Here is a 12,313-nt window from a genome sequence, read left to right as displayed (position 1 = left end):
TTTGTCTTGGGCTATGTGCTGACGCTGGCGCTGGTCTTGGTCATCCTGCTGGCGCTGGCCACAGTGGTGGTGGTGCCGATTGCGCTGGCGTTTCTTCCGCCAAGCCAACTGCAAGGCTGGCTGTTGTCGGAACTGCCGTGGGGCGCAACCTTCTTGCTGGTGCTGAGCGCGCTTGCAATGCTCTACTACTTCGGCCCGTCAGCGGCTGGGCGGCGCGATCGCTGGGTTGCGCCCGGCGCGGTGCTGGCGGCCTTGACGTGGTCGGGGGCGTCGCTTGCCTTTTCTTTCTACCTCACCAATTTCGGGGCCTATAACCGCATCTATGGCTCGCTTGGCGCGGTTATTGCGCTAATGATGTGGTTTTATATCTCGGCCTATGCGGTCTTGCTGGGTGCCGCACTGAACGCAGAACTGTCAAAGCGTCAGTAATCGCGCTCGAAATAGATACCAAGCCCGCTGCTGCCATCGGCGGCAAGAGAGCCGCGCGCGGCAAGGCTTGGCGTGATGTCGAGGTTCAGATTCACCGAAGTCTCGCCATCAGCGCCGATGGAGATATCGGTATAAATGTTGTCGGAAAGATATTTTCCGACTTTCAGGGTAGCGTCACCCTCGGCGTCGGTTGCAAGGTCCAGATCGTCCAGCCCGAACATCGAGCGCAATCTGCCCAACAGGCCCTCGCCGCCGCTTCCTGTCAGTTGTGCCACGGCCTGTGCCATCTGCGCCGCCTGAATTGGCGAGAGCGTCGAGATATCGCGCGCAAAGAGCAACTGCGCCAGCACCTCATCTTCGGGCAGGCTGGGGACAGAGCTAAGAGAAAGCTCCAGCGCATCTGCCGGGCCCTCAAGCGTGATCAGCGCGGTGATGTCATCTTGCACGCTGGTCGCCACGAACTGCAACCAAGGGCTGAGCGCCCCTTGCAGACGCACTTGCCCGGATGTCAGCGCAAAACGTTTCCCCAGCAGATCAAGCCGCCCGCGCACCAGTTCGAACCGGCCAATCGGTAGCACATCGGCCGTTGTGCCGCGCAGTTGCAGACTGCCGCCCAGTTCCGCGTCAAGCCCGCGGCCACGCACAAAGATGCGCCGCGGTGCCGAAACAGTAATGTCGAGCCCGTAGGCCACGCCCTGTGCGGCTTGGTCGCCATTGCCATCGGCATCCGCGCGCCGAAGCGTTGCCATAACCGCCCCGGGTGCCCCGATATGCGCAATGTCAGGCAGCGCCAAGGCGCCGCTCGTCTCGGGTACGCGCAGCTCTGTCTCGGCCAGAACCACGTTGCCCGAAATGACCGCACCGCCCGTCAGCGCGCCGCTGATATTCAGCGCGCCATCAATCTGCGTCGAGAATAGCTGCGGATCGCGCAGCGGCACATTCGCCAAGCTTAGCGACAGATCGGTCGCATAGGGCGCGGTCAGCGAAATCGGCCCGCTGATCCGCATACTTCCACCCTCGATCTGGCCCGTTGCTAGCACATCGACACGCCCACCCGCGATTTCTGCGCCCAGCGTGATGCCCTGCATCGAAAGCCCAAAGGTGGGGTCAGCCAGCGCCAGCGCCGTGCTGCTGATCCGCCCCGACAGCGCGCCAAGGCTTGGCGCGCCTTCAAGGCGCAAGTCAAAGGCAAGCGGCCCTTGCAGGCTACGCGGGCGAACCATGCTATCGAAAAGCGCAGCCTCTGCCCGGCCCGTCAACGCCAGATCAACGCTAGAGGCATCGTTGGCAATCAACCCGGCAAGCTGGCCTTGCGTGCCACCGGGGCCTGTAAGATCAAGCGTAACTCTGTAACCCTCGTCGCTCATCTGAACCGTGCCCGAGGCCGTGGCGGGCCCGCTGAAGCCCGGCGCAAGCGGAGCAACATCTGCAAGCCTTGCAGACAGGCTGCGCAATCCTGCGGGGTCGGCATCGCCGAGGCTTGCGGTCAGTTGCGCGTTGGAAAGATCGATTGCGCCAAGCGCAAAACCATTGGTGCCTTCGACAAGCTCGCCCTTCAGCGTTGACTCTCCATCAAGCCGGAAGCTGCCATATGCCAAGCCCTCGCCCGTTGCATCAAAGCGCAGAACCCGCGCACCCGGCGCACCGCTGAGGTGGGCATCGGCGGCCAGCCCCCCCAAGATGCCGCGGCCAACAAGGCCAAGATCGGCAACCTCGAAATGCGCGGAGGCGCTGGTCATCTCGGTTTGCAGCAGCGCCTCGCTTTGGATCGAAAAGCCGCGCGCGTTTGCGTCAAGCGCCAGCACCAGCCCCGCCGAGTCTCGATCGACCACCAGCCTTAGCCGCGAGCCGCCTTGCAACAGCGGATCAAGCTCTGCAATCCCGGTGCGCAGTTCTATCCCGAGCAGTGCGGTTTCAAGGTAAAGATCGCCCTGCAAAGGTTCGTACCAGCCCTCGACAACCCCTTCGAGCCGCCCGCCAAGTGCTTGCCCACTAAGGTCAGCAAAGCGCGACAGATCGGGGTGGCTGATTCGCGCCGATGCACTGACCCGTGTCGCATCGTCCACCGAACCGATTTCGCCAGACCCTGAAAGCATTGCGCCGCCCGCGTTCAGGCTAAGCATCGGCAGCACCAGTGCCCCGCCTTTTTGCCACGAAAACTGAATCTGCCCACCAAGCCCATCGACCAGCACCGAGGCCAGCGCGGGGTCTGTAGGTGCAATGCCGCGCGCGGCGAAATCAAATGCACCGCTAATCGCGCTTGCAGCGCCCTGCGCCACGCGCCCCGATCCGGTCAGTTCTATCGCGCTGATTGATTCCTGCCCCTGACGCAGCCCGTTCAGATTGCCCGCAAGCGACCAAGTTTCGCTTTTGGCACGGTCGTAGCCCAGCGTCAGTGCACCATTCGCAACCCATGTCTGCGCCCCGCTCAAGGGCAATAGCACCTCGGCTGCATCCGGCAGGCCAAGCGTCAACTCAAGGTTCGCGCGTTCAGGCATTCCCGATGCCTGAAGGTCAAGCGAACCTTCCAGCGAAAACGCCGCCGCCTGAAGGCTGAGAGTCTGAAGGTTGATCGCGCCTTCACCGCTGCGCTGGCCCTCGGCGACAAGCTGCACATCAGAGCCGAAAAAACCGCGATAATCGGGCGCAAGCAAAGGCGCGATGTCGCCTTTCAAGGTTGCGCTGAAACCGCGCGTTTCGGCATCGAGCATTTTCAGCGCAACACGCCCCGAAACGCGCCGCTTGCGGTCGGTATCCAGTGCAATATCTGCCGAAAACGTGTCGATCGGCCCAGACCCGGCAATTGCCAGCGTCAGCGCCGGGCTGTCTGGTAGGCCAAGCGCGTTAGACACGATGCCGCCAGCGGCCTCGTCAAGAACAAGGTCCAGCAACAGCTCGCGCGTGGCATTGGCAAAGCTTGCCAGAACCGAAAACTTGCCAACCTTGTCGTCGATCCGCTCTGCAATAAACTCTGCGCGGCCTTCCCCGTTTGCCAGGTCAAGCGACCCTTGCACGCGCATCGTCGCCGCTTCGCCCAGTACCTCGGCACCAAGCACCACGCGCGCCGCCAACAGGTTGGTGATGCTGACCGAGACTGGAAGCTCGGGCAACGCAAAAGGCACGGCCTCGGGCGTTGCCGGTGCTGCGGTGCTTTGCGGCAGGCGCACCAATTCGATTTCGTCTGCGGCCAGCTCCGCAATCTCGACTCGGCCCGAAACCAGCGCGCCCCGGTTCCAGCCGATAGCGCCGCCCTGAATCCGCAGCCAGATGCCCGCATCATCCGCAATTGTCAGTTCTGAGAAGGTGGCGCGCGACGAAAGCGCCCCGGCAAAACCTTCGATGCGCACATCACGGCCAGCGCCAGAGAGATTGTCTTCCAGCAAGGCTTGCAAGAACCCGCGGTCACGCTCGGTTTCAGCATCGGTTTGCGCCTGCGCAGGCGTGCCTAGCGCCGCTAGCGAAAGCAGCAGGGAAAGAAGAAGTCGCCGCATCAAAACGCCTGCCCCAGCCCAAGATAGATTTGCAGGCCCTCGCCCGTGCTGCCCGATACGGGCACCGCAAGGTCTAACCGGATGGGGCCAATCGCGGTTGCATATCGTAGCCCCAACCCGGCACCTGCATGCCAGTCGCCGCCACCAAAATCACTCGTCAGGCCCACAAAGCCAAGGTCGTAGAACGCGACGACCCCGATGGTATCGGTTACATCGAAGCGCATTTCCGCCGAAACGGCGGCAAAGGACTGGCCACCGATTGATATCAGATCGCCGTCGCGCAGCACCTCGACACCAAGCGATTGGTAGGGCTGGCCCCGCACCGTGCCGCCGCCGCCAGAATAGAAAAGGTATTCACGCGGCGTTTCGAGAATGTCTGAGCCAAGCACAGACCCCACTTGCGCGCGCCCGGCCAGCACCAGCCTGTCACCCAGCGCGCGATAACCACGCGCTTCGGCCTGCAATTGCGCGCCAGACCCGGTGCCACTGAACCCAAGGAACGGCGTGCCGCCCAGATCAATCCAATAGCCCCTCGTCGGATCGGCGACCGAGTCGCGGCGATCAAGGGTAAAGGTGACGGGCAGCGAAAGCTGGCGGTAGTTGGTGGTGGCGTAGTCATCCGTCACTTCCGATGCGGAAAGCTCTATCGCCGCCGTGCCTGAAAGTTCGGGTGAAAAATAGCGGCTGAGTCCGACGCCGACGGTAAACACCAGCGCGTCGTAATCGACCTCGCTCAACTGCTCCAACTGCGCCAAGGCAAAGGCAGAGGTGTCGGCGTTGTAGGTGGCGGGTCGGTCCAGCCGGATGCTGGCAGTAATATCAGCCTCGCCGTCGCTTGCGCCGATACCCCCGACAATGCCCTCGATCCGCAACCGCTCGCCACCGCCCCAGAGGTTGCGATGAAGCCAAAAGGCGGAAATCTCTGCACCATCTTGCGAGGTGATCTCTGCGCCGAAACCAAAGCGACGTAGTGGCGCCTCAATTACAGAAAGCGTCATGTCGAGCGTGCCATCCGGCCCCGGCACCTCGGATTCGGTCAGCGCCACGCTGCTGAATACGCCGCTTTTCCGCAGCCGCGACTCGACCTGTTCAAGCGTTGCCGGGCTGAACTGTTCGCCCGTGGGAAGGCCCGCGATTTCTTGCAGCCTCTCTGGCCGCAGTCTTTGTGCTCCGGTCGCGTTTAGCGTGCCGAACCGCAGCATTGGCCCGGTGCGCAGCGTTACCGTTGCATCAAGCGTAGCGTCGCGGTGATCGGCGGTGATGCTTTGCGAAGCGACTTCGGCCTTGGCATGGCCAGCGGCGCGCCAGCCTTCGATCGCCGCACCCGCAGCCGCGACGATCTGGCCCGACGCCGCAGGGGCGCCGGGGGCGAAACCTTCCGGCAATTCGGTGCCCGGGGCCAATGGCGCGACGCTGGTGGTGGCAAAGGCAAATTGCGGGCCAGGCGTTACGGTGATGTTCAGTACGTCTACCCGCGCAGGCGCATCGAGGGTTGCGATCGTCGCGGCCTCGCGGCCATCCAGCGTGATGCGGATCGTGCCGCCATAGTAGCCTTGCGCATAAAGCACCGCCAAAAGCCGCGCGTAATCGGCCCGCGCTGCCGCAAGCAGATCTTGCGGTGTAGTGCGCCCGTCGCTTTCGGCCTGACGGGTCAAAGAGGCGGCTTCCAAGGCGCGGGCAAGCGCGCTTTCCGCGCCCGGTGCCTGAAAGTCCAGCCGTTCGAGCGCAGCCGCGGGTTGCCCCGCCAGCGTCAAAGCGCCAGCAAGACAGCAGCCGATTTTACGGAGTGTGGCGGTATTTATCATTGCCCCCCGAGTATGCCTCGATTTGCGTTGAAATGACCAGAGTGCGCTTGAACACGCGCACGTTATTGACGCACGGGTTATGGTTGAATCAATGCCGCCCGCCATTCCTCTAAAAACGCCTGCCGCTTCATTGCATCAAGATAGACGAGCAACCCCGCATCCAGCCGAATTGGCCGCAGATGCGGCTTTGCGGCCAGCGCCGCCGCGTCGATTGGCGGCAGCCCGGCTTCGCTTGCAATCAGCGATCGGCCCTCTGCGCCAAGCAGAAAGTCTAGGAACTGCGCGCCAAGCTCGGGCGCCTTGGCGCTGCGTGGCACCAGTGCTGATCGCAACAAGGTCAGCGTGTGATCTTCCAACTCAATCATCGCCAGCCCTTCGGTTTGGGCAATCCGCGGCGCGGCGTAGCTGCCAAGCACGTTGTAGGCCAGCACCAGCCGCCCTGACTTGAGGTCGGCAATCATCGGCGCGCTTGAATCATATAGCTTTGGCGCAAGGCCCCCCATCACTTCGGCCAGCCGCCAGAATGTGTCGGAAAGCCGCGCGTCTTGGGTGACAAACAGATACCCCGCACCCGAGGTTTCCGGATCGTAGGTGCCGATGCGGCCTTCAAAATGTTCCGGATGGTCGCGCAATAGCTGCGTCAGCTCGCGCCGGGTGCGCGGCGGCGGCGCACCGTCGAGCGTTGATAGCGCCATGATCAGCACCACCGGCTCTTGCGCGAAAGCGAACAGAAGGTCTTGCCAGCGCGCCCATTCCGGCAACGACTGGGTGGCCGACGAATGGATCGGCCGCGCCAGCCCGTCGTTCGCGACTTTCATCTGCAAATCCATCGCCGAGGAAATCAACAGATCATAAACCGCGCCTTCATCGGCAATCGCGGAATAGACCTGCTGGCTGTTGGCCACCGTGTAGCGCAGCGCGATGCCGGGGTTGCGTGCCTGAAACGCCAGAATTACCGGAAGCAAAACTTCGGTGTCGGTCGTGGAAAGCACGGAAAGCATTGCGTGTTCGGCACCGCCAAGGGCGGGAAAGCGCGTATCTTCTTCGATCTCGAAGGCCGATGCAGGTGCTGCAAGCGCCAGTATCAGACCAAAGGCACCCAAAACCGCGCGCATGTGCCGCCCCCCTCGCGTTCTGTCAGTTCAAACCGCCCGCCGTGCGCCGTTGCCACCTCTTCGACGATCGTCAACCCAAGGCCCGAGCCTACTACGTCGCCCACATTGGCACCGCGCGCGAAGCGACGTGTCAGGTCTGGTTGTGCGCCCCCTGAAAGGCCCCGGCCTCGGTCTGCAACCTCGACGCAGGCACCATCGCCTTTGCGCGAAAGCACCAGCGCAATTTCGCTGTCTGGACCGGAGTATTTCACCGCGTTGTCGAGCATGTTGCGCAGCGCCGCTTCAATCAGCAGGCGGTCGCCCATCACCTCGACCGGGTCTGCAATGCCTTCGGTGTAGATCTCCACGTCTTTCAGCCCCGCAACTGGCTGGAAGCCTTGCGCCAACCCCTCGACCAGCCGCGCCAAATCGACCGATTCACGCTCGGGGCGGTCAGAGCGATAGACCACCGTTGCGTGGTCGAGCAATTGGCTTGCGGATCGCGCGCTTTCCTCTACCGCCCGGATCACCGCGCGCAATGTTTCGCGCGCCTCTTCGGTTTCTGCCTTGCGCAACGCGGTTTCGGTGCGCGCGCGCACCGTTGCCAAGGGCGTGCGAATGTGGTGCGCGGCCTCGGCGATGAAGGTTTCGGTCCGCATCAGCCCGGCACGAAGCCGCGCGATAAACCCGTTCAGCGCGTCAACCAAAGGCCGCAGTTCGGCCGGGCTTGGGTGATCGACGCTGCGCAAATCGCTTGGGCCGCGCCGCCCCACCGCCTCGGCCAGCCGGTTGATCGGGCGCAGCACAGAGCCCGCGGTAAGGATTGAAAGCACCGCAGCCAGCGCAAATACCCCAAGCCCGATGCCCGCAGCCTGATTGGCGACCCGTGCGGCAATCGCCGCTTGCCCCGCGCGGGTCTGCGCCACCAGAACCGTAACCGGGGTTGATAGCCTTCCGGCCAGCACCACCCTTTGCATTATGGCCACGCGCACTTCGGTGTCGCGGAATTGCGTTGTGTAGAACACCGGCACCGAAAGCTCGGCAGGGTTGCGCGCGGTCTCGGGCAGCGGCAGATCGTCGTAGCCGGTGATCGTCGTGCCATCTACGGCGATACGGTAGAAAATCCGATCTTCGCTGATCGAACCCAAAATCGAAAACGCCTCGTGCGGCAGATCAACGGTCACGCCCTCTTCGCCGCCGCGCAATTCGTCGGCAACGGCAATCGTCGCGGCCCCCAGCACATCATCGAGCGTTTCTTCTGCGGCAGAGCCTGCGACCGTTCGCACCGCGACGAACAGCGCGACCGCCAGCACCGCTGCCAGCACCAGCAGTTGCAGCATCAGGCGCTCGCGCAGCGAAAGGGCGCTGTTGTCTCTCATGCAGCGGTCAGCCGGTAGCCCATGCCGCGCACCGTATCGATTTGCGCGCCAGAGCCTTCAAGTTTTTTTCGTAACCGCCCGACGTATACCTCGATCGCGTTGTCAGAAACGCTTTCGGCATAGGAAAACAGCCGATCACACAGCTGCGATTTGGAAAAGATCCGATCCGGTGCGGCGAGCAATATTTCAAGCAATCGCAGTTCGCGGTTGCGCAGCTCTCGTGCCTCGCCTGCGACCACCAGTTGCGCGGTCAGCGGGTTGAAAGTGAAGCCCGCGAATCGCTGCACGGTCTCGGTTGCGCCGCCCCTGCGGCGCAAAACCGCACGACATCTGGCCTCAAGCTCTGCAAAATCGAAGGGCTTTGTCAGATAATCGTCAGCGCCAAGATCAAGAACATCGACCCGGTCCCTGACCGCTGCGCGTGCGGTCATGACCACAATCGGCACATCGCGCCGGGCCCGCCGCTGACGCGTCAGAAAGCTGCGCCCGTCGCCATCAGGCAGCGAAAGATCAAGCAAGATCAAATCGTATGGTGCCGCCGAAAGGCAATCTTCCGCCTCGGCCAGACTGCACGCATGATCGACGGCATGGCCATCCAGCCGCAGCCGCTCGGCCACCGAATGTGCCAGATCGTCGCTATCTTCGATCATCAGAAATCGCATCCCAAACCCTTTTCCCGTGCATGACAGGTTGATGTCAGCTTTCGGTCAAATCTTCGCTAGCTGCAAGAAAAGGATTGTGCCCGATGCGGCGCAGGTTTTTCGGCAGAACAAATGTCTGGGAGGACAGCCATGAAAACGACCCTTCTCAAGGCGCTGAGCGTCAGTGCCCTGCTTGGCCTAACCGCGACCACTGCGATGGCGACCGAATGCATCGCCCCCGCTGACGCTGGCGGCGGCTGGGACTTCACCTGCCGTCAGATCGGCAAGCTGCTTTATGATCTGAAACTGGTCGACTCGCCGGTGCAGGTTACCAACATGGCCGGCGCGGGTGGCGGGCTTGCCTTCGCCAACGTGGTGAACGAGCGCAACACCGATGCCGATCTGATCGTTGCAGCGTCTTCGGCAACCACCACCCGGCTTGCGCAAAACGCCTACGGCGGCGCGACTGCGGACCAAGTGCGCTGGGTTGGTGCCATCGGCGGTGACCCCGGCGTGATCGTTGTGGCCAAGGATAGCCCCTACATGACGCTGAACGACCTTGTCGAAGCGATCAAGGCCGACCCGAGCAAGGTCACCTTCGCGGGCGGTTCGGCTGCGGGCGGGTTCGACCACCTCAAGCCGCTGCAAATCATGAAAGCCGCTGGTTTTGACGATGCCAAGGCGATCAAATACATCGGCCTGAACGGCGGTGCCGAGGCGATCACGCAAACGATCGGCGGCTTTACCCAAGCGATGACCGGCGACATTTCGGAAATCACCGGCTTCATCAGATCGGGCGATGTGCGCGCACTGGCGATCCTGACCCCCGAGCGCGTTGCGGGCTTTGAAGACATTCCGACTGCGCGCGAACAGGGCCTTGACGTTGTCGTGGTCAACTGGCGTGGCCTCTATGTGCCCAAAGGCATTTCCGACGATGCGTTCAACGCTTGGGCGACCAAACTTCAGGCGGTTGCCGATAGCGACGAGTGGAAGGCCGTGATGGAAGCCAACGGTCTTGCGCCGTTCACGCTTGTGGGCACTGAGTTCCAAGGCTGGATCGATGACGTTGTGGCCGACACCACGACGCTTTCGCGCGAAATCGGGGTCATTCAATAATGGCCTCGGACCGGATCTTTGGTCTGGTCGTATTTGGGGTGGCGCTGGCGTATGTCGCCAGCGCCCTTCAGATACAGACGTCATTCCTTTCGGACCCGGTTGGTTCCAAGGTATTTCCGATCATCATCGGCAGTATCGCGGCGCTGGCCTCGCTGGTGCTTTTGATCAAGCCCGACGCAGATCCGGAATGGCCGCATGGCGCGACCTGGCTACATATTGGCATCGCCGTCGCTATACTGGTGGCCTATGCCTATTCGCTGAAACCGCTTGGTTTTCTGATCCCGACGGCGATCGCCTCTGGGGTCATAAGCTATCAAATCAGCCCCCGCCTGCAAACCGCAGTGCTGACGGGCGCTGGCCTTTCGGTCGGGCTTTTCGCGATTTTCAAATATGCGCTCGGGCTTGGGCTGATGGCCCTGCCGCGCGCGATGATGGGCTGAGGGAGAGGCCGAATGGAAACCCTGTCGAACCTCGCGCTAGGCTTTAGCGTAGCGCTTAATCCCTTCACGCTCATGCTGGCGGTGATTGGCGCATTTATGGGCACCATCATCGGTGCACTACCGGGGCTTGGCCCATCGAACGGGGTCGCCATTCTCATCCCGCTTGCTTTCACGATGGGGCTTGATGCCACCTCGGCGCTGGTGCTGCTGACCTCGGTCTATTACGGCGCGATGTATGGCGGGCGGATTTCATCGATTCTGCTCAACATCCCCGGTGATGAACCGGCGATGATGACCACGCTTGACGGCTATCCGATGGCGCGTCAGGGCAAGGCGGGCGATGCGCTTGTGATCTCGGGCGTGGCAAGTTTTGTGGGTGCGATGTTCGCTACGGCCGGGCTGATCATTCTGGCACCAATGCTTGCGCGGGTGGCCTATCTCTTTGGGCCTGCCGAGTATTTTGCGCTGTATCTGCTGGCGTTCACCACCCTCGGCGGGGTCGGTTCGAAAAACCAGGCCAAGGCGGTGATCGCAGCCTGTATCGGGCTTGGCATGGCGATGATCGGGCTGGACAACAGCACCGGTATGCCGCGCTTTACCTATGGCCATATGCACCTGATGGACGGGGTTGATTTCCTTGTGGCCATCGTTGGCTTGTTCGCCATTACCGAAGTGTTCTTTTTCATCGAAAGCCACGGCAAGGGCAGCGCCATCGGCGTGCAACTGGCAAAGGTGACGGTGCCGATCAAGGATCTGGTCAAGACCTCTGGCTCGATGATGCGCGGCTCGGTGATCGGCTTCATCGCGGGCATCCTGCCGGGCGCGGGTGCCTCGTTGGGCTCGTTTCTGGCCTATATGGCCGAGAAATCGGTGGCGGGCAGCTCGGGCAAGTTTGGCCAAGGCGATCCGCGCGGTGTTGCTGCCCCCGAAGCGGGCAACAACGCGGCTGCGGGTGGCGCGCTGATTCCCATGCTTACGCTTGGCGTGCCCGGTTCGGGCACCACGGCGGTGCTGCTGGCGCTTTTGATGACGCTGAACATCCAGCCCGGCCCAACGCTTTTCGCAGAACACCCCGATGTGGTCTGGGGCCTGATCGCCAGCCTGATCATTGCGAACTTCGTGCTGCTGTTCATGAACATCCCGATGGTCAAGATTTTCGTGAAAGTGCTGATGGTGCCCGCGTGGGTGCTGCTGCCGGGCGTCACGATGATCTCGTTCGTTGGCATCTATTCGCTGTCGGGCAGTTACTTCGACTTGGTGATGATGGTGGGCTTCGGTGTGCTTGGCTACTTCCTGCGCAAGCTCGACATTCCGACCGTGCCGGTGATCCTTGGCATCCTTCTGGGCAACCAGATGGAGGATAACCTGCGCCGCGCCATGGTCGTGGCAAACGGTGAGTGGACCTATCTGTTTAGCTCTGGCATCTCGATCGGGCTATGGACTGCGGCGATCTTGGGTTTTGTTGCGCCGATGTTCCTGCGCCGGTTCCTCAAGCGGCCACCGCAACCGCTAGACGCCGAGGCCGACTGAAATGACCCGAGTGCTGATTCCGTCCGGGGCGCTGGGCTTGGGCTATGAACGCACCGCACTTGCGCGTGGCGTTGCCAACCGCCCCGACATCATCGCAATCGACGGAGGGTCCACTGACAGTGGGCCCTCTTACCTCGGGCGTGGCGTCTCGAAATACTCGCGCGCCTCGACCAAGGCGGAATGGCGCGAACTGATGCAGGCGCGGGCCGAGGCAGGGGTGCCGTTGGTGATCGGCACGGCCGGCACCTGCGGTGCCGATAGCGCGGTGGACTGGCTTTACCAAATTACCGAAGAACTGGCGGCGGAACTTGGCCAGAAACTGCGCGTAGCAAGGCTCTATTCAGGCCAAAACCCCGCCGAACTGACCAAGGCGCTTGCCGCGGGCCAT

The 12,313-nt window shown here is 62.3% G+C and carries 9 protein-coding genes and 1 pseudogene; 5 read left to right on the top strand and 5 right to left on the bottom strand.

The features are described 5' to 3' along the window. A partial coding sequence (locus tag ABY403_RS07100) for a YihY/virulence factor BrkB family protein (RefSeq protein WP_372840062.1) occupies window positions 1–429 on the top strand: 429 nt, incomplete at its 5' end. Here ABY403_RS07100 and ABY403_RS07095 read toward each other — a convergent pair. From ABY403_RS07095 to ABY403_RS07075, 5 genes are all read right to left on the bottom strand, one after another. Further along, complete coding sequence (locus ABY403_RS07095) at window positions 423–3,920, bottom strand: translocation/assembly module TamB domain-containing protein (protein WP_372840061.1); 3,498 nt, start codon at window positions 3,918–3,920, stop codon at window positions 423–425. The genes ABY403_RS07100 and ABY403_RS07095 overlap by 7 nt on opposite strands. After that, window positions 3,920–5,725: an autotransporter assembly complex family protein gene (locus tag ABY403_RS07090; protein ID WP_372840060.1), complete on the bottom strand. Its 1,806-nt coding sequence runs from the start codon at window positions 5,723–5,725 to the stop codon at window positions 3,920–3,922. Before ABY403_RS07090 ends, ABY403_RS07095 begins: the two co-directional genes overlap by 1 nt. A 77-nt stretch (window positions 5,726–5,802) precedes the next feature. After that, the gene (locus tag ABY403_RS07085; RefSeq protein WP_372840059.1) at window positions 5,803–6,840 is read right to left on the bottom strand and encodes an ABC transporter substrate-binding protein; all 1,038 of its coding nucleotides are present in this window, start codon (window positions 6,838–6,840) and stop codon (window positions 5,803–5,805) included. Further along, entirely contained in the window at window positions 6,810–8,198 is a 1,389-nt protein-coding gene (locus ABY403_RS07080) for a sensor histidine kinase N-terminal domain-containing protein (RefSeq protein ID WP_372840058.1), read from the bottom strand. Before ABY403_RS07080 ends, ABY403_RS07085 begins: the two co-directional genes overlap by 31 nt. Continuing rightward, entirely contained in the window at window positions 8,195–8,860 is a 666-nt protein-coding gene (locus ABY403_RS07075) for a response regulator transcription factor (RefSeq protein ID WP_372840057.1), read from the bottom strand. The genes ABY403_RS07080 and ABY403_RS07075 overlap by 4 nt, the downstream gene beginning before the upstream one ends. A gap of 129 nt (window positions 8,861–8,989) precedes the next feature. On the opposite strand from ABY403_RS07075, the gene ABY403_RS07070 reads away from it, so the two are divergent. The 4 genes and pseudogenes from ABY403_RS07070 to ABY403_RS07055 form a co-directional block, all read left to right on the top strand. Then, window positions 8,990–9,955 carry a Bug family tripartite tricarboxylate transporter substrate binding protein gene (locus ABY403_RS07070; protein WP_372840056.1) on the top strand — a complete coding sequence of 322 codons (966 nt, stop codon included), beginning with the start codon at window positions 8,990–8,992 and terminating at the stop codon, window positions 9,953–9,955. Further along, window positions 9,955–10,395, top strand: a complete 441-nt coding sequence (locus tag ABY403_RS07065; protein ID WP_372840055.1) for a tripartite tricarboxylate transporter TctB family protein — start codon at window positions 9,955–9,957, stop codon at window positions 10,393–10,395. Before ABY403_RS07070 ends, ABY403_RS07065 begins: the two co-directional genes overlap by 1 nt. 12 nt (window positions 10,396–10,407) lie before the next feature. Next, window positions 10,408–11,925 (top strand): tripartite tricarboxylate transporter permease, encoded by a 1,518-nt coding sequence (locus tag ABY403_RS07060; protein WP_372840054.1) that lies wholly within the window; start codon window positions 10,408–10,410, stop codon window positions 11,923–11,925. A 1-nt stretch (window position 11,926) separates the two neighbouring features. Continuing rightward, window positions 11,927–12,313, top strand: a pseudogene (locus ABY403_RS07055) (hypothetical protein); the annotation flags it as partial.

It is taken from the genome of Phaeovulum sp. (genome assembly GCF_041596715.1).
Taxonomy (GTDB): domain Bacteria; phylum Pseudomonadota; class Alphaproteobacteria; order Rhodobacterales; family Rhodobacteraceae; genus UBA6213.
Note: the sequence above shows the minus strand (reverse complement) of the source record. Positions and strands in the feature narration are given on the sequence as shown.

What these genes read in the sequence shown, in the direction of transcription:
- ABY403_RS07095 (WP_372840061.1), bottom strand. Translation starts at nt 3,920, where the DNA reads ATGCGGCGACTTCTTCTTTCCCTGCTGCTTTCGCTAGCGGCGCTAGGC.
- ABY403_RS07090 (WP_372840060.1), bottom strand. Translation starts at nt 5,725, where the DNA reads ATGATAAATACCGCCACACTCCGTAAAATCGGCTGCTGTCTTGCTGGC.
- ABY403_RS07070 (WP_372840056.1), top strand. Translation starts at nt 8,990, where the DNA reads ATGAAAACGACCCTTCTCAAGGCGCTGAGCGTCAGTGCCCTGCTTGGC.
- ABY403_RS07065 (WP_372840055.1), top strand. Translation starts at nt 9,955, where the DNA reads ATGGCCTCGGACCGGATCTTTGGTCTGGTCGTATTTGGGGTGGCGCTG.
- ABY403_RS07075 (WP_372840057.1), bottom strand. Translation starts at nt 8,860, where the DNA reads ATGCGATTTCTGATGATCGAAGATAGCGACGATCTGGCACATTCGGTG.
- ABY403_RS07060 (WP_372840054.1), top strand. Translation starts at nt 10,408, where the DNA reads ATGGAAACCCTGTCGAACCTCGCGCTAGGCTTTAGCGTAGCGCTTAAT.
- ABY403_RS07080 (WP_372840058.1), bottom strand. Translation starts at nt 8,198, where the DNA reads ATGAGAGACAACAGCGCCCTTTCGCTGCGCGAGCGCCTGATGCTGCAA.
- ABY403_RS07085 (WP_372840059.1), bottom strand. Translation starts at nt 6,840, where the DNA reads ATGCGCGCGGTTTTGGGTGCCTTTGGTCTGATACTGGCGCTTGCAGCA.